The organism is Achromobacter pestifer (assembly GCF_013267355.1).
In the GTDB taxonomy this organism is placed as follows: Bacteria; Pseudomonadota; Gammaproteobacteria; order Burkholderiales; family Burkholderiaceae_B; genus Achromobacter; species Achromobacter pestifer_A.
This window is the reverse complement of the sequence record NZ_CP053985.1, coordinates 250899-267430: the sequence shown is the minus strand read 5'-3', so window position 1 is coordinate 267430 and position 16532 is coordinate 250899. Positions and strand designations below refer to the sequence as shown.

Genomic DNA, 16532 nt, shown 5'->3' with positions numbered 1-16532 from the left:
TCATCCGAGATGACCAGATACTAGGCTGCTACGTGCTGGGCCGATATTGTCCTTGAGGACAGGTTCAGGAGGGGATTTTGCTGCGTGTTTCGTCTGGAACGGAAATGCCATGGACGAGCAAGGCCAGCTGCAGGCGGTCCGATACGCTCAGCTTCTCGAAAACGGCCGAGAGGTGGGCCTTGACCGTGCGCTCGGTAATGCCCAGGGCCGAGGCGATCTGTGCGTTCGCCTGGCCGCTCGCCGCGCGTCGCGCCACCACTTCCTCACGTTCTGTCAGGCTCCGGCTCCAGCCGGCGATGGGCTGGCTGCGTTCTTCCACCAGCTTGAGCAGGCGGCTCACCAGCGAACGTCCCATCCAGATTCCGCCGGTCGCCACGACCTCAAGCGCCTGCGACAGGGCCTTGGGCGGGGCATAGGCGTGGCAGTAACCGTGCGCGCCCGCCCCCAGGATCTGGGTGCCTTGTTCGTCATTGGGACTGGGGCTGGCCACCACGACGTCCAGCCCTGCCAGCGTAGCTGCCCAGATAGGGTCCTGCCAGGAGGGCAGGCGAGGCAGATCGCAGTCCAGCACGGCCAGCGTGCGTCCCTGCTCGCGCCAGCGCGTCAGGTCGGCAAGCGAGCGTCCTCGGGCAGGCAGCCACCGCTGCGTGTCCAGGTTGCGCCATTGCTGCCAGAGCAGGTCGTCGTGAGTGATCAGCAGGACGGGGGTGGGTTTCATAACTCCTTCAGCGCTCTGTGAATGCATTTGCCTTGGCGCGCAGCACGGGTTTGAGCAGATACTGCAGTACCGTGCGCTTGCCTGTCAGAATGTGCACCTCGGCCACCATCCCCGGGATGATGGGCAGTTGCTTGTCGCCTACGGTGCTTCGGTTCGTGCGAACTCGCACCACATAATAGGAATTGCCCTTGTCGTCGGTCACCGTGTCGGCGCCGATCTGTTCGATTTCACCTTCCAGCCCGCCATAGATCGAGAAATCGTAGGCGGTGAACTTCACCTCGGCTTTTTGCTTGGCATGCAGGAAACCGATGTCCTTTGGCAGGACACGCACTTCGAGCAGCAGCGTATCGTCGGTGGGGACGATTTCGATGATGTCCTTGCCAGGTTGCACCACGCCGCCGACGGTGTTGTTGAACAGGGTCTTGACCGTGCCACGCACCGGGGCGCGCACTTCGGCCAGTTTCACCCGGTCCACCAGCGCCGCCTTGCCCTCGCGCAGCGTGGCCAGCTTCGTATTGGTCTCGGAAAGCTCGTTGCGCGCCAGGTTGCGGATATTGAGCTCCGACTCCTGGACCTTGCTTTCGGCTTCCTTGATGGACGCCTGGAAACGGTCAATTTGCGCTTCCGCGCCTTTTTGTTCGCCGCAATAGCGCGCCACGTCACGTTGCAGGCGCAGCAGGTCGACTTCGGACACCGCGCCGCTCTTGAGCAGCGGCCGGGTGACCTGCAACTCCCGCGAAGTCAGGCTGCAGCTTGCGGCCGCCTGGTCGCGCTTGGCGATCGTTTCGCGTAAGTCTTCCTGGCGTTGCTTGAGTTGTTCCCTTGCCACATTGATCGTGGCGTTCAATTCCGTCGTCCGGGCTTGCCACGCGTTGCGCTCCATTTCTACCAGGCCCGGGGCCTGCTGCAGCACTTCTTCGGGCGCGACAAAGGGTTCGCCAGTGGCCAGCGCCTTCAGGCGCGCGGATTTTGCGAGCAGCGACAAGTATTCGGCGTTGTTTTCGCCGAGCGACGATGCGAAGCGCGTCGAATCGATCTTAAGCAGGATCTGGCCGGACTCGACTTCCTGGCCCGGGCGCACAAGGATCTCCTGGACGATGCCGCCGTCCAGGCTCTGGATGATTTGGACCTGGCGCGACGGCACGACTTTGCCCTCGCCGCGCACGACTTCGTCGATCGAGCCCGTGGCAGCCCATACCAGCAGCAGGGCAACCGCCAGCAGCGACACCCACAGCAGGATCCGCGAGCCGCGGGCCTGCGATTCATGGATGACCCACTCCGCATTGCCGACGTAGTCGGAACGCTTTTTGGGTTTGCCTTTTTCCGTGCCGTCCAGCAGCTTGTCGAAAAAGAATACGAATATGCCGCGCACCTTGCGCCACAACTTGCCGAACAGCGTGGGCTGGGCTTCGCCAGAAGTCATGTTCATGGTGCTCTCAGCTTCCGCGTCCGACGCGCCCTTGGCGCAGTGCTTCGACAACCTGTTCCTTCGGACCATCGGCCACGATATGGCCGTTGTCGATGACGATCAGGCGATCGACCAGCTCAAGCAGGGCCGTACGGTGCGTGACCAGCAGAATTGTCTTGTTGGCGCTGGCTTCGCCCAGCCGCTTGCGCAGTTGCGCCTCGCTCTGGTGGTCCATATTGCTACTGGGTTCGTCCAGCAGCAGAATCGGCGGATCGTTGATCAGGGCGCGGGCCACGGCGACCGATTGGCGTTGGCCGCCGGACAGCGATTCGCCGCGTTCGCCGATCACCATGTCGAAGCCATCGGGATGCAGATTGGCGAATTCGGTGACGCCAGCCAGGTTGGCGGCCGCCAGGATGCTGGCGTCGTCCGCGTGGGGTGCGCCCATGGCCAGGTTGTGTTTCAGGCTGCCATAGAACAGGGTGGGATCCTGCGGTACGTGCCCGATTGCGCGGCGCACGTCGGTGGGGTCTATCTGGCGCACGTCCACGCCATCCAGCAGCACCGCTCCCTCGGTAGGCTGATAGAGGGCCAGAGCCAGCTTTTCCAGCGTCGTCTTGCCGGAACCGATGCGCCCGATGATGCCGACTTTCTCGCCAGGATTGAGCTTGAATGAAATCTTCTTGAGTACCGGCTGCGACGTGCCGGGATAGGCGAACGTCACGTCGCGAAACTCGATGGCTCCGTGGAAGACGGGGCGGTGGAGAAATTCGGCCTCGGGCGGCCGCTCCACCGGCAGCTTCATATAGTTGTCGATGGAGGCCAGCGAGGTGCGGGCGTTCTGGTATTGCATCAACAGTCCGGCCACCTGACCGAGCGGAGCCAGGCAGCGTCCGGCGATCATGGACGCTGCGATGATGCCGCCCATGGACATCGCGGACTCTTGAACCTGGTAGACCCCGATGATGACCACCGCGATCGACACCAATTGCTGAGCCGTTTGTACAATGCCCACCGCGGACGAGGAAATCAGCTTGAGCTTGCCGCCGGTCTGGGCAATGTATTCGGTCGCGCGCTCCCAGTTGCGCTGGATGGAGCCCTGGGCATTAAGCGTCTTGACGGCTTCCAGACCAGTCAATGCCTCGACCAGTGTGGCGTTGCGCTGCGAGGACGCCTGGTACGACGACATCGTCAGCGATTCCATGCGGGCCTGGGCCGCCAGTGAAACCAGCAGAATGATGACGATGGCCACCAGCGGGGGCAGGATCATCCAGGGAGAAATCCAGACCAGCGCGGCCAGGAACAGCAGAATGAAGGGCAAGTCCACCAGAGTGGTGATGGTGGCCGACGCGATGAAATCGCGGATTGATTCGAAAGAGCGTAGATTCGCGGCGAACGATCCGACCGAGACGGGCCGGCCTTCGAGGCGCAGATCCAGCACGCGTTCCATGATCTGTGCCGACAGTCGCACGTCGACACGCTTGCTGGCGCTGTCCACGACGTGTGAGCGGGCAGTGCTCAATATCATGTTGAAGATGATGACCAGCGCGATGCCTATTGCCAGCACCCACAGCGTTTCGATCGCGTTGTTCGGCACGACGCGGTCGTAGACGTTCATCGTGAACAGCGGCATCGCCATGGCGAAGATGTTGATCAGCAGGGCCGCGATGAGGGCATCCCGGTACATCCGCCGGTTTTCCATGATGGCGGCCCAGAACCAGTGGCGCTCGCGGACCTTGGCCACTTCCGGAGCGCGCGCGTCGAAGCGGAACTGCGGGCGTACGAAGCAGACCAGGCCGGTGTATTGCTCGGCCAGCGCCTCGGCGGTCATTTCGACGGAACTGCCGCCCAGCTCGGGATGGCTGATCAGGTACTTGTCCCCGTCCGTGCTGAGCAGCAGGCAGGCCCGTTCGCCGCGTAGCAGCAGGATGGCTGGCAGCAGATCTTGGGGGATGTCTTCCAGTTTGCGCTTGACGACCCGCGCGGACAATTGGGCGCGGGCAGCTGCCCGTGGCAGCAGCGCGGGAGTCAGGCGGTGTTTTTCCAGCGGCAGTCCGGCAGAGAGAGCCTGGCTGGTCGCCGTTACGCCATGCAGCCGGGTGATTTCGACCAGGCAATCCAGCAGCGGATCGTCGTGCGCCGCGCGCGCGTCAGCGCGCCACTCCCGGGCCGCCGTTTCAGATAACTTGTCCATCTTCGTCATCCAGCAGGTCGAGGTGTTCGGAGAGGCGCGCGCGCTGTTGCTTGCGCTGGCTCAGCTTTTGTTGAGCCTGCACAGGCAGGTCGGTCATACGCAAGGTGCCATTGGCTATCAGCGCGTCGATCAAGTCTTCCAGAACGCGGACGAAGTCCGCGTCCAGTTGTGAGAAATCGTTGCCCTGTTTCTGCATATGGTCTCCTTGCGCTTGCTTCGCCTAGGGTTTGGCCTTGGAGTTTACCGGGATGAACGTGGGCGGCAGGTTGCCCTCGTTGTATTGCACGCGCACGGGCGCCAGGCGGGCCGAGTCAGGGATCGTCGAGTTGCAGAGCTTGATCACTTCGTCGGAGACTTCCAGCTTGCCGTTTTCCTCGGGCATTTCGTTGCGCGCCGGCTGCAGCGAAAGCGCCGGCAGCAGTGCGTGCGACAGTGCCAGCCAGCGGTACTGCGCGAGCTGCAGGTCATACAACGCGTTGGTCAGGGCGCGGCGCGATTCGAACAGTTCGTTTTCAGTGTCCAGCAAGTCCAGTAGCGAACGCTGGCCAATCTGGAACTGCTGGCGATAGGCTTCGCGCACCTTGGTGGTGGCCACTTCGTGGTCGCGCAGGAAGGGCAGCTTCTGGCTCAGGCTGGCGACATTGTTCCAGGCCACGGCCAGGTCTTGCTGCACGTTGCGGCAGGTGTAGTCACGGATGTCGCGCGCGGCGTAGGACTGCGCGGAGGTCTGGCGCACGCGGGCGGAATCGGAGCCGCCGCGATACAGGTTGTAGCTCATGACGACTTGGACGTTCGAGCTCTGGATGTCCCGGTTTTGCGGCGTGGGGTCGTTCTGGTCGCGCCCAGTGGAGGCGACGAATTCGAACTTCGGCGAGAAAGCGCCCTTGGACGACGCAACGCCGGCCTGTGCGGCCTGCAGCCCGGCCTGCTTGGACAGGAAGCTGGGGTTGCGGCGCAGCGACTCGTTGAAGTCGGCCGGCTTGACCGGCAGCTTGCCGGTGATATCGGGAGCCGGTTGCATCCCTTCGGGGGGCAGGGCGCCGGTGACACGCTGGAAGCGCTGTTGTACGTCCAGCAGGTTGGCGGTTTCGGTCATCAGGTTGGTCTGAGCCAGCGCCAGGCGTCCGCCGGCCTGTTCCAGGTCGACGCGGCGGCCCACGCCAGAATCGGCGCGTTCGCCGATCTGCTTGAGCGTTTCTTCATGCAGAGTGTAGTTCTGGCGGGCCAGCAGTTCCATGTCGCGGTAGCGCTGCAGGTCAATGTAGGCCTGCACCGCAGTGAACGCGGTGTTGTCGCTGGTAGCCAGCAGGTCATAGAAGCGCGCCAGCTTGTCGAAGCCGGCCTGCTTGACGTCGTTGCTCGTGCGGAAACCGTCGAAAATCAGCTGGCGCAGTTCCACGGTGTAGCCGGGGCGGCTCCATTGTTGCGACCCGACTCCGGGCACGTTGTTGCGGTACTCGCGACCCACATAGCCTTGCGCATTGATCTGCGGGAAGAACGCGCCGCGAGCAACAGCCTGGCCTTCCAGCGAAGCCTGGAAGTCGTGGTACTTGGCCTGGATTTCCGGGTTGCTGAGCAGGGTCTGTTCGACGACCTGGTTCAGAGTGACCCCAGCTGCCCCGGAACCGGGAGCGGCTGACTGTGCAAATGCCGCAGGAACGAATGCCAGGGCAAGGACCGAAGTCGTGCTTTTGAGCAAAAACGAAGCCATAGTGATTATTCGCGAGTCGAGTTAGGAATTAATGGCCGCCATATTGTGTGGAAATGTCAGATTTGACGAGTCAATATTTGTTAATTCTTGACGAAGTTTTCCGATCGGCAGTTTGAGTTTCTTCGCGCATCATCTCTTAATTAGTTTGAATTTGCACTAATTTCGCTATATCCCGGATTTGTAATCCGGTTTGATGCGGGATAAATGCGGTTTATTGCGCTTTATTTCGCAGTTTAGGTGGCCGCGATGAACAGCGATTATATCGGTTTGATAATTTTGTATCTGTTTTAAATACCCGAATTTGTATCTGTAACTGTTTGGCTGCGGTTCGGTTAGGGCAGGGAAGTAGGACGAATTGACCCCTGCAATTTCCTAGCATGGTAGTGTTGATACTGGTATATAAGGTGCAATTGTACTAGGTTGAGACCCTGTGCATAATTCGTTCATGCCGCAGTGGCTGGCGCCCGGGGATCGATTTTTGGACCGAGCGCGGCACGAGCCGGATTGTCTATTTGCAGAGCGCATCCATGGCCCAAACTCTTTACGACAAACTCTGGGACGCCCACGTCGTCCATCAGGAATCAGACGGCACCTGTCTGCTCTACATCGATCGCCACCTGGTGCATGAAGTCACCAGTCCCCAGGCGTTCGAGGGGCTGGCGATAGCCGGCCGCAAGCCGTGGCGCACAGGCGCCAACCTGGCGGTGGCAGATCACAACGTGCCGACGCTGAACCGCGCCCAGGGCATCGACGATCCGATTTCCCGCCTGCAGGTGGATACGCTGGACGCCAACTGCGACAAGTACGGCATCACCGAATTCCGCATGAATGACCTGCGCCAGGGCATCGTGCACGTGATCGGCCCGGAGCAGGGCGCGACCTTGCCCGGCATGACCGTCGTCTGTGGCGACTCGCACACCAGCACGCACGGCGCGCTGGGCGCGCTGGCCTTCGGCATTGGCACCTCTGAAGTCGAGCACGTGCTGGCGACCCAGACGCTGCTCATGAAGAAAGCCAAGAGCATGCTGATCAAGGTCGAAGGCGAACTGCCCTTCGGCTGTACGGCCAAGGACGTGGTCCTGCATATCATCGGCATCATCGGCACGGCCGGCGGCACGGGCTATGCCATCGAGTTTGCCGGCAGCACGATCCGCGCCCTGTCCGTGGAAGGCCGCATGACGGTCTGCAACATGGCCATTGAAGCCGGCGCCCGCTCGGGCATGGTGGCGGTGGACGACAAGACCATTGAATATTTCCGCGGCCGTCCCTTTGCGCCCACCGGCGTGCTCTGGGAGCAGGCGGCGGGCTACTGGCGCACCCTGCACACCGACGAGGGCGCCAAGTTCGACGCCGTGGTGGAAGTCAACGCCCGCGACATCAAGCCCCAAGTTACCTGGGGTACTTCCCCCGAAATGGTGCTGCCGGTGGATTCCCGCGTGCCGGATCCCGATCGCGAAAAAGACGACGTGCGCCGCAGCGGCATGGAACGCGCCCTGCAATACATGGGCCTGAAGCCCAATACGCCGCTTACCGATATCCGCGTGGACCGCGTGTTCATCGGTTCGTGCACCAATTCGCGCATCGAAGACCTGCGCGCGGCCGCCGCCGTGGCGCGCGGCAAGCATGTGGCGTCGAATGTGCGCCAGGCCATGGTGGTGCCGGGCTCGGGCCTGGTCAAGCAACAGGCCGAGCGCGAAGGGCTGGACAAGATCTTCATCGAGGCGGGCTTTGAATGGCGCGAACCGGGTTGCTCCATGTGCCTGGCCATGAACGCCGACCGCCTGGAGCCCGGCGAGCGTTGCGCGTCCACGTCGAACCGCAATTTCGAAGGCCGCCAAGGGCAGGGCGGGCGCACCCATCTGGTGAGCCCGGCCATGGCCGCCGCCGCCGCTGTCGCCGGCCATTTCGTCGACGTCCGCACTTTCCGTTAAGCGTCAAGCACCGAGTACCGACATCATGCAAGCATTTACCACTCACGAAGGCCTGGTGGCTCCGCTCGATCGCGAAAACGTCGACACGGACCTCATCATCCCCAAGCAGTTCCTCAAGTCCATCAAGCGCACCGGCTTCGGCCCGAACCTGTTCGATGAACTGCGTTATCTGGATCACGGCGAACCCGGCATGGACAACAGCAAGCGTCCGCTGAATCCGGATTTCGTGCTGAACCAGCCGCGTTACCAGGGCGCTTCGGTGCTGCTGGCGCGCAAGAACTTCGGCTGCGGCTCCAGCCGCGAGCACGCGCCCTGGGCGCTGACGCAGTTCGGTTTCCGCGCCATCATTGCGCCGTCCTATGCCGACATCTTCTTCAACAACAGCTTCAAGAACGGCCTCTTGCCGATCGTCCTGTCCGAACTGGAAGTCTCGCGCCTGTTCGACGAAGTGAAGGCCTTCCCCAGCTACAAGCTGCGCGTCGACCTGGAGCGCCAGGTCGTGGTGGCGGCGGACGGTCGCGAGATGGGCTTCGATATCGAACCCTTCCGCAAGTACTGTTTGTTCAACGGCTTTGACGATATTGGCCTGACCCTGCGCCAATCGGACAAGATCCGCGCCTTCGAGGCCGAGCGCCTGGCCCGCCACCCGTGGCTGGAAAGCCGTCCCATCGCTTGATGCCGCCATTATTCTGATTACAGGATCGTTTTCGTATGACTCACAACATCGCAGTCTTGCCGGGTGACGGCATCGGCCCGGAAATCGTCGAGCAGGCCGTGCGCGTCCTGAAGGCGCTGGACGTCTCCTTTGAGATCAAGCAAGCGCCCGTGGGCGGCGCCGCCTTCGATGCGTTCGAACATCCGCTGCCGCCGGCCACGCTGAACCTGGCCAAGGAATCGGATGCCGTGCTGTTCGGCGCCGTGGGCGACTGGAAGTACGACAGCCTGCCGCGCGAGTTCCGCCCCGAGCAGGCCATTCTGGGCCTGCGCAAGGCGCTGGGCCTGTTCGCCAACCTGCGTCCGGCCATTCTGTATCCGGAGCTGGCCAGCGCCTCGTCGCTCAAGCCCGAGATCGTGTCCGGCCTGGACATCCTGATCATCCGCGAATTGACCGGCGACATCTATTTCGGCACGCCGCGCGGCGTGCGTTCGTCGCCCGACGGCGCCTTCACGGGCGAGCGCGAAGGCTACGACACCATGCGCTACGCGGAATCCGAAGTGCGCCGCATCGCGCGCATCGGCTTTGAATCGGCCCGCAAGCGCGGTAAGAAGCTGTGCAGCGTGGACAAGGCCAACGTGCTTGAGACCTCGCAGTTCTGGCGCGACATCGTTATCGAAATCGCGCGCGAGTATCCCGACGTGGAGCTGTCGCACATGTATGTCGACAACGCCGCCATGCAACTGGTGCGCAACCCGCGCCAGTTCGACGTCATCGTGACCGGCAACCTGTTCGGCGACATCCTGTCCGACGAAGCCGCCATGCTGACCGGCTCGATCGGCATGCTGCCCTCGGCGTCGCTGAACGCCGGCGGTCAGGGCCTGTACGAACCCAGCCACGGCTCCGCGCCCGATATCGCCGGCCAGGGCATCGCCAATCCGCTGGCGACCATCCTGTCCGCGGCCATGCTGCTGCGCTATTCGCTGAATCTGGCGCCGCAGGCCGACCGCATCGAGGCCGCCGTGCGCCGCGTGCTGGCCGACGGCCTGCGCACTGCCGACATCTTCGAGCCGGGCACGACCAAGGTCGGCACGGCGCAGATGGGCGACGCGGTGCTGAAGGCGCTGGCCTGATCTTTCGCGGGATCCAGCCGCCGCGTGCGGCGGCTGAGTCGGCACCAGACCAGGGGCGGCCCCGCCGGGCCGCCCCTGGTTTTGCTGTTGTGGCGTCGCCGCGAAAGCGCCCTGTATCTACTGCGGCCCCTATTATTTCTAGCTGCGCCGCAACATCCGGCCGTGCATTCTGATAAATTGTTGAATTGCACGGCTTTTTCCCCTGGACCCTGGTTTCCACACCTTTAAAGAGCGATTGAAATGAATCAAGCAGTAGGCCTTGTCGGCTGGCGCGGTATGGTCGGCTCGGTGCTCATGCAACGCATGCGCGACGAGAACGACTTCGCACTGATCGAACCGGTGTTTTTCTCCACCAGCAACGCTGGCGGCGCCGCGCCCACTTGGGCCACTGGCGCAGGCCCGCTGCAAGATGCCTACAACATTGACGCTCTGAAAAAACTGCCGATCATCGTGACGGCGCAAGGCGGCGACTACACCTCCGAGGTCTACCCGAAGCTGCGCGGCGCCGGCTGGAACGGCATCTGGATCGATGCCGCCAGCACGCTGCGCATGGCTGACGACGCCATCATCGTGCTGGACCCGGTCAACCGTCCGGTCATCGACGCGGCGCTCAAGCGCGGCGTGCGCAACTTCATCGGCGGCAATTGCACCGTCAGCTGCATGCTGATGGGCCTGGCCGGCCTGTTCAACAACGACCTGGTGGAATGGATGACCTCCATGACGTACCAGGCGGCTTCGGGCGGCGGCGCGCAGCACATGCGCGAACTGCTGACCCAGTTCGGCGAGATCAATCAATCGGTCAAGCCGTTGCTGGACGACCCCGCGTCGGCCATCCTGGAAATCGACCGCGGCGTGCTGGCCAAGCAAAAGGATCCGGCGCTGCCCCACGAGCACTTCGGCGTGCCGCTGGGCGGTAACCTGATTCCCTGGATCGACAAGGATCTGGGCAACGGCATGTCCAAGGAAGAGTGGAAGGGCGAGGTCGAGACCAACAAGATCCTGGGTCGCGGCGCCGCCTTCGGCACGCCCGCCACGCCGATCGACGGCCTGTGCGTGCGTATCGGCGCGATGCGCTGCCACAGCCAGGCGCTGACCATCAAGCTCAAGCGCGATGTGCCGCTGGACGAGATCGAAGCGCTGATCGCCGAAGGCACGCAGTGGGCCAAGGTCGTGCCCAACACGAAGGAAGCGACGGTTTCCGCGCTGACCCCGGTCGCCGTCACCGGCACGCTGGATATTCCGGTGGGCCGCCTGCGCAAGCTGTCGATGGGCTCGCAGTACCTGGGCGCCTTCACCGTGGGCGACCAACTGCTGTGGGGCGCCGCCGAGCCGCTGCGCCGCATGCTGCGTATCGCGCTGGCCGAAGCCTGATGCCGTTGCAGGCGGCGTTTGGCGCCGTCTGATCAAGTATGCAAGGCAAGCAAGGGCACCTCAGGGTGCCCTTGTCGTTTGCACGGATTTCCGCGCCATGTGGGCGGACAGGCCCGCCAGCAAACGCGGCCGGGCCTTTCAGGTTTGTGAAATGCGCATGATCCATTACACTTTTCCCGTGAATTGATGCCTGTTCTCAACCATGTATATGGCGTGAGCCGGCCCCAGCCCGCAAGTCGACTACAAGAACGGAATTCCAGCTTATGACCCAGCGTTCGCGCCAAGTGAAGCATGCCCGCCGTTTAAAAGCCCTGCAGTGGGCGATTGCGCTGGCGATTGGCTCAAGCGTGTGCAGTACCGCCATGGCCATGCGCGTGGGGCATTCGCGGGTGGTTTCCGTGCCGGGTGCGCCGCTGCAGGCGGTGGTGGGGCTGCAGGAACTGACGCCCGAAGAGATCGCCTCGCTCAAGGTGTCGGTGGCGGACGAGGCCGCCTGGCAGCGGGCGGGCCTGAAGCCGCCGGTTCCGTTGGCAAGCATGGTGGTCCGTGTCGAAGATGGCCTGGACGCGACGCGCAAGAATCTGCGTGTGCGGGCCTCGCAACCGCCGGTTAGCGGCGCAGTCGATTTGCTGCTGGATATCAGCTCCAGTTCGGGACAGCGCCAGGTGCAGGTCAGTATTCTGGTGCCCTTGCGCGGCACGACTGCGGACGTGACGCCGGCTGCGGTCGGTACGCCGGCCCGTTCGGCCGGGTCGCGTTCGGTCAATGTGAAGTCTGGCGATAATCTTTTCGCCATCGCACAACGCAATGCCGTGCCCAACGCGTCGGTCTACCAGATGCTGGTGGCTTTGTGGCGCGCCAATCCCGAGGCGTTCATCCAGAACAATATGAATCTGGTGAAGGCGGGGCAGAAGCTGACGATTCCGGATGCGGCCACCGTGCGCGCGGTGGACCCTGCCGAGGCGCGCCGCATCTTCAACGAACATGCCGAGGCGTTCGCGAAGTACCGCGCGCGCATCGGCGCGGCCGCGGGCGCGAATCCGTCCGTGGTCCAAGGGCAGGGCGCGGCTTCGGGCAGCGTCGCCCCGCCTGCCGATGCTGGGGTGGCGAGCGCATCGCAGCCGCAGGATCGCGTGCGTCTGTCCTCCGGGCAGGCGCAAGACAACGCGGCCGTGCAAGCCGAGGCGCGGGCCGATGCCCGGACGTCGACTGAGCGTGCCATGGCCGATGTCCAGGGGCGCGTGAGCCAGCTGCAAAGCAACGTCGACGATTTGAATAAGGCGGTGGCACAGCAGGGCGCCGCAGGCGCGGCCTCTGGTGCTGCGGGATCGTCGGGCGCGGCAGGCACTCCGGGCGCGGCAGGTGCGTCGGGCGCGGCAGGTGCGTCGGGCGCGGCAGGCACTCCGGGCGCGGCAGGTGCTTCGGGCGCGGCAGGCACTCCGGGCGCGGTAGGCGCTTCGGGCGCGGCAGGCACTCCGGGCGCGGTAGGCGCTTCGGGCGCGGTAGGCGCTTCGGGCGCGGTAGGCGCTTCGGGCGCGGCAGGTGCGTCGGGCGCGGCAGGTGCTTCGGGCGCAGCTGGCGCTTCGGTTGCGGCAGGCACTCCGGGCGCAGCCGACGCTTCGGGCACGGCAGGCGCTTCGGGCACGGCAGGCGCTTCGGGCACGGCAGGCGCTTCGGGCACGGCAGGCGCTTCGGGCACGGCAGGCGCTTCGGGCACGGCAGGCGCTTCGGGCGCGGCAGGCGCTTCGGGCGCCGCAGGCGCCACTGAGGCAGCAAGCGCTCCAGGCGCCGCAGGCGCATCATCCGCCGCTGCCGCTCCGGACGCGTCCTCGTCGGACCAGGCCGCCGGCAAGCAGGCAGACAAGGGTCTCACCTCGGACATGCCTGCGTGGTTGGCCGATAATCTGCTCGTCATCGTCACGGCGGTGCTCGCGCTGATCGCATTCGCCATCGCATGGCTATTGCGCCGGGCCGGTGCGCGGCGTGGGGACGATGACGAAGAAACCTATGAATTCAACGAGCCAGCGCTGGATACGGCGGCGCTGAACCGCAAGCTCGGCAGCATCAATCTCGACCTGGACGAACCGCCCACGGACGAACCGCACCGTGTCGGCGGGCCACGGGTTTGATACATGTCTAGAGTTGCATTGGGGCTGGCGTATGACGGCTCCGCCTGGCAGGGTTGGCAGACACAGCCGCACCGGCAAACGGTGCAGGACACGCTGGAAGCCGCCCTGGGCAGTTTTTGTGGTGTGAAAGGGCCGGTCGCGACGATCTGCGCCGGCCGCACGGATACCGGGGTGCACGGCGCGATGCAGGTGGTTCATCTGGACACCGAGCTCGACCGCCGGCTGGAATCCTGGGTCCGGGGGGTGAACGCCTTCCTACCGCCCAGCATTTCGGTCCAGTGGGCGCAGCCGGTGTCGGATGAATTCCATGCGCGCTTTTCGGCGCGCGCCCGTACCTACGTCTACTTGTTATGGCGCGGCCGGGTGCGGCCAGCGTTGTGGGCCGGCCGGGCGGGCTGGTGTTTCCAGCCGCTGGACGTCGATGCCATGCGGACCGCGGCGAACGCCTTGTTGGGCGAGCACGACTTTTCCAGCTTCCGTTCTTCGCAGTGCCAGGCCAAGCATCCCGTGCGCAATCTTTACCGGCTGGACATCGATGAACGTGGGCCGTTCCTGGTGTTCACGCTGAAGGCCAATGCCTTCCTTCATCACATGGTGCGCAACATCATGGGCGCGCTGTTGCAGATCGGGCAGGGGCGCGAGCCGGTGGACTGGATGGCGCAGTTGCTGTCCTGGCGCGACCGCAAGCTGGGCGCGCCGACGTTTGCGCCCGATGGGCTGTACCTGTCCGCCATCGATTATCCGGAAGAGTTCGGTTTGCATGAACTCGACGGGGGGTCGCAGTTGCTGTCGCCGTTTACTCAAACCTATTAGGGATGCCGCCGGCAACGGCGATGCCTACCCGTATCCGATGGAGGCTCTTGCCATGCAACGCCGCGCGTTTTTGAAGCAGACTGCCTTGGGCGGCGCCGCCCTGGTCGCTCCGGCGTTCGCGCAGGAAGTTCCGGTGGCGGAGGGAAGCGCCAGTCCAAACCCGCCGGAGACGCCGGCGGGTTCGCAAGAGGCCCCGTCCAACGTGCCGGCAGATCCGGCCGCTCCGGCCGCCGCGCCCGAAGCGCCGGCGGTGGTGGCCGCCCCTTCCAAGGTCGCATGGCGGCTGGCCTCCAGTTTTCCCAACGAGTCTCCCACCTTGTTCGCCGGCGCCGAAGACGTGGCGCGTTACGTGAATGAGGTAACGGACGGACGCTTCAGCATCGAGATCTTTCCCGCAGGAGACCTGGTGCAGCCGGGCCAGGTGCTGGAAGCCGTGCAGCACCGCGTCGTCGATTGCGGCCATACGGCGTCGACCCGCTACTTCGATATCGACCCGGCGCTGTGCTTTGACGCCGGCGTGCCTTTCGGTTTGAACACGCGGCAGATGAATGCGTGGATGACGCAGGGCGAAGGCCTGGCGCTCACGCGTGTGTTGTTCGACAAGTACAACATCCTGAACTTTCCCTGCGGCTATACCGGCGCGCAGATGGGCGGCTGGTTTCGCGGGGAAATCAAGACCGTGGACGATCTGCGCGGGCTCAAGGTGAAGGCCGGCGGATTCGCCCGCCATGTGCTGGCGCGGATGGGCGCCACGCCCGTGGACGTGCCGGTGGCCGAAGCCTATGCCGCGCTGGAGCAGGGCGTCGTGGACGCCGTTGCGTGGATAGGTCCCTACGACGATGAAAACCTGGCGCTCTACAAAGTGGCCAGGAATTACTATTTTCCGGGCTGGTGGGCGGGCACGCTGCAGTTGTCCTTGTATGTGAACCAGGATGCTCACGATGAACTGCCCAAGCCGTATCAGTCCGCCCTGGCGCTGGCATGTCGCATGGCGACTGCCAACATGATCGCCAAGTATGACGCCGGCAATCCGGACGCGCTGCGCCGCCTGGTGTCGCGCGGCGCGCAGTTGAAGGCGTTTCCCAAGCCGGTCCTGCAGGCGAGCTACGAGGCCTCGCTTGCCGCGTACACGGAAATGAGCGCCAAGGACCCCATGTTCAAGAAGCTCTACGACAGCATGACGACGTTCCGAGACAAGGAAACTCCCTGGTTCCGCTTGGCGGAAGGCAGTTTCGACAATCTCGTGGCCACCTTGGGCCAACCTGCCGCGTAGGCGCTGCCTGCACGCCGGATATACTGAATTGACTGGCCGCGCAGGGCGGCCAAGAAGCGAAGAGTTTCATGCGCACACGCATCAAGATCTGTGGATTGACCCGTGAGCAGGATATCGACGCCGCCGTTGCGGCGGGCGTCGATGCGATCGGCTTTGTGTTCTACGCCAAGAGCAAGCGCTGCGTGACGCCAACGCGCGCGGCCCAGTTGCGGCGCATGGTGCCGGCCTTTGTCGACGTGGTGGCCTTGTTCGTGAATCCGGCGCAGGCCGAGGTACAGGCCGTGCTGGACCAGGTCAAGCCGGAGCTGCTGCAGTTCCATGGTGATGAAACGCCGCAGGACTGCGCCCGCTATGGCCATCGCTTTCTGCGGGCATTCCGCGCCGGCGCGCCCGGCCTCGATACCGCCGAAAATCTGGCCTCCACCTGCCGCGCCTACGGCGAGGCCGCGGGCTGGTTGTTCGACAGCTACAGCGCGGGCTACGGCGGCAGCGGCCATGGCTTCGACTACGCCTTGCTTGACGAGGTGAGGGCCGATCCGGTGTCGCGGCCTCTGATCCTGTCGGGTGGTTTGAACGCTGAGAGCGTCGGCCAGGCCGTTGAGTTGGTCCGTCCTTGGGCGGTCGATGTGAGTAGCGGTGTGGAGCTTGAGCAAGGAATTAAAAGTTCTGATAGAATCTCGTTCTTCGTTGCTGCAGCGCAAGCGGCAGACGCGAAGCTGAAGGGAAATGAGTAGTGCGGTGCAGGCGGTTTGAAGTAGTGCGGCAAAGCTGAAAAGCAGCGGTTAAAGTTCTTAAGAACAGGTTCTCAAGAACAGACACTTCAAAACGCGTTGCGCAAGAAGCTTGAAGGCATGCGAAAGCAAACGCCGCAAACTTCAAAGCGCAATAAATAATGCGAAAAATCTTCCAAGACGATTTGCATAGTTTAAAAAAGCACTATATAATTCTTCTTCTTTGCAGGCGGTTAGCTCAGCTGGTTAGAGCGCCACGTTGACATCGTGGAGGTCGTTGGTTCGATTCCAATACCGCCTACCAAATTCCTGCAAAGTGCTGTCAAGCACGGCAAAAAGAAAGCCGCTAGATCCATGATCTGGCGGCTTTTTTGTTTGGATTTCACCTGGTGCTGCCAAGCGCCAAGCGCCATGCACCTGGGCATGGTTTTCGCGGGCATGGTACTCACGGCACGCATTGCCAAT

At 63.5% G+C, this 16532-nt stretch carries 13 protein-coding genes and 1 tRNA gene; 9 read left to right on the top strand and 5 right to left on the bottom strand.

Features of this window, described 5'->3' with window-relative positions; translation table 11 throughout:
- Window positions 1-64 precede the first annotated feature (64 nt).
- From FOC84_RS01770 to FOC84_RS01750, 5 genes are read right to left on the bottom strand one after another with little or no spacing between them, the layout of a single operon-like run.
- Entirely contained in the window at window positions 65-718 is a 654-nt protein-coding gene (locus tag FOC84_RS01770; RefSeq protein ID WP_173142918.1) for a response regulator transcription factor, read from the bottom strand.
- A 7-nt stretch (window positions 719-725) separates the two neighbouring features.
- Window positions 726-2147 (bottom strand): HlyD family type I secretion periplasmic adaptor subunit, encoded by a 1422-nt coding sequence (locus FOC84_RS01765; RefSeq protein WP_173142917.1) that lies wholly within the window; start codon window positions 2145-2147, stop codon window positions 726-728.
- A gap of 7 nt (window positions 2148-2154) precedes the next feature.
- A complete protein-coding gene (locus tag FOC84_RS01760) occupies window positions 2155-4320 on the bottom strand; it encodes a type I secretion system permease/ATPase (protein WP_438800859.1) in 2166 nt (721 codons plus the stop codon).
- Window positions 4304-4516, bottom strand: coding sequence for a hypothetical protein (locus tag FOC84_RS01755; protein WP_173142915.1), 213 nt, complete (start codon window positions 4514-4516; stop codon window positions 4304-4306). The genes FOC84_RS01760 and FOC84_RS01755 overlap by 17 nt, the downstream gene beginning before the upstream one ends.
- A gap of 24 nt (window positions 4517-4540) precedes the next feature.
- Window positions 4541-6031 (bottom strand): TolC family outer membrane protein, encoded by a 1491-nt coding sequence (locus tag FOC84_RS01750; protein WP_173142914.1) that lies wholly within the window; start codon window positions 6029-6031, stop codon window positions 4541-4543.
- Window positions 6032-6558: 527 nt separating this feature from the next.
- Here FOC84_RS01750 and leuC point away from each other — a divergent pair.
- The 9 genes from leuC (at window position 6559) to FOC84_RS01705 (ending at window position 16371) form a co-directional block, all read left to right on the top strand.
- Window positions 6559-7962: a 3-isopropylmalate dehydratase large subunit gene (gene leuC / locus FOC84_RS01745; protein ID WP_173142913.1), complete on the top strand. Its 1404-nt coding sequence runs from the start codon at window positions 6559-6561 to the stop codon at window positions 7960-7962.
- A 25-nt stretch (window positions 7963-7987) separates the two neighbouring features.
- On the top strand, window positions 7988-8638 hold the full coding sequence (leuD, locus tag FOC84_RS01740; protein ID WP_173142912.1) for a 3-isopropylmalate dehydratase small subunit: 651 nt from the start codon (window positions 7988-7990) through the stop codon (window positions 8636-8638).
- 35 nt (window positions 8639-8673) lie between these two features.
- Complete coding sequence (leuB, locus tag FOC84_RS01735) at window positions 8674-9750, top strand: 3-isopropylmalate dehydrogenase (RefSeq protein ID WP_173142911.1); 1077 nt, start codon at window positions 8674-8676, stop codon at window positions 9748-9750.
- 240 nt (window positions 9751-9990) lie between these two features.
- Entirely contained in the window at window positions 9991-11121 is a 1131-nt protein-coding gene (gene asd, locus FOC84_RS01730) for an aspartate-semialdehyde dehydrogenase (protein ID WP_173142910.1), read from the top strand.
- Window positions 11122-11384: 263 nt separating this feature from the next.
- Window positions 11385-13250: a type IV pilus assembly protein FimV gene (locus tag FOC84_RS01725; RefSeq protein ID WP_173142909.1), complete on the top strand. Its 1866-nt coding sequence runs from the start codon at window positions 11385-11387 to the stop codon at window positions 13248-13250.
- A gap of 3 nt (window positions 13251-13253) precedes the next feature.
- The gene (gene truA, locus FOC84_RS01720; RefSeq protein WP_173142908.1) at window positions 13254-14063 is read left to right on the top strand and encodes a tRNA pseudouridine(38-40) synthase TruA; all 810 of its coding nucleotides are present in this window, start codon (window positions 13254-13256) and stop codon (window positions 14061-14063) included.
- Between the two features lie 52 nt (window positions 14064-14115).
- Window positions 14116-15336, top strand: coding sequence for a TRAP transporter substrate-binding protein (locus FOC84_RS01715; protein WP_173142907.1), 1221 nt, complete (start codon window positions 14116-14118; stop codon window positions 15334-15336).
- A 68-nt stretch (window positions 15337-15404) separates the two neighbouring features.
- Window positions 15405-16070: a phosphoribosylanthranilate isomerase gene (locus tag FOC84_RS01710; protein WP_173142906.1), complete on the top strand. Its 666-nt coding sequence runs from the start codon at window positions 15405-15407 to the stop codon at window positions 16068-16070.
- Window positions 16071-16294: 224 nt separating this feature from the next.
- Window positions 16295-16371, top strand: a tRNA-Val gene (locus FOC84_RS01705).
- The last annotated feature ends 161 nt before the right edge of the window (window positions 16372-16532 follow it).

Bases quoted from the DNA above. Each gene is read 5' to 3' on its own strand.
- FOC84_RS01770 (WP_173142918.1), bottom strand. From the start codon at position 718: ATGAAACCCACCCCCGTCCTGCTGATCACTCACGACGACCTGCTCTGG.
- FOC84_RS01765 (WP_173142917.1), bottom strand. From the start codon at position 2,147: ATGAACATGACTTCTGGCGAAGCCCAGCCCACGCTGTTCGGCAAGTTG.
- FOC84_RS01760 (WP_438800859.1), bottom strand. From the start codon at position 4,320: ATGGACAAGTTATCTGAAACGGCGGCCCGGGAGTGGCGCGCTGACGCG.
- FOC84_RS01755 (WP_173142915.1), bottom strand. From the start codon at position 4,516: ATGCAGAAACAGGGCAACGATTTCTCACAACTGGACGCGGACTTCGTC.
- FOC84_RS01750 (WP_173142914.1), bottom strand. From the start codon at position 6,031: ATGGCTTCGTTTTTGCTCAAAAGCACGACTTCGGTCCTTGCCCTGGCA.
- leuC (WP_173142913.1), top strand. From the start codon at position 6,559: ATGGCCCAAACTCTTTACGACAAACTCTGGGACGCCCACGTCGTCCAT.
- leuD (WP_173142912.1), top strand. From the start codon at position 7,988: ATGCAAGCATTTACCACTCACGAAGGCCTGGTGGCTCCGCTCGATCGC.
- leuB (WP_173142911.1), top strand. From the start codon at position 8,674: ATGACTCACAACATCGCAGTCTTGCCGGGTGACGGCATCGGCCCGGAA.
- asd (WP_173142910.1), top strand. From the start codon at position 9,991: ATGAATCAAGCAGTAGGCCTTGTCGGCTGGCGCGGTATGGTCGGCTCG.
- FOC84_RS01725 (WP_173142909.1), top strand. From the start codon at position 11,385: ATGACCCAGCGTTCGCGCCAAGTGAAGCATGCCCGCCGTTTAAAAGCC.
- truA (WP_173142908.1), top strand. From the start codon at position 13,254: ATGTCTAGAGTTGCATTGGGGCTGGCGTATGACGGCTCCGCCTGGCAG.
- FOC84_RS01715 (WP_173142907.1), top strand. From the start codon at position 14,116: ATGCAACGCCGCGCGTTTTTGAAGCAGACTGCCTTGGGCGGCGCCGCC.
- FOC84_RS01710 (WP_173142906.1), top strand. From the start codon at position 15,405: ATGCGCACACGCATCAAGATCTGTGGATTGACCCGTGAGCAGGATATC.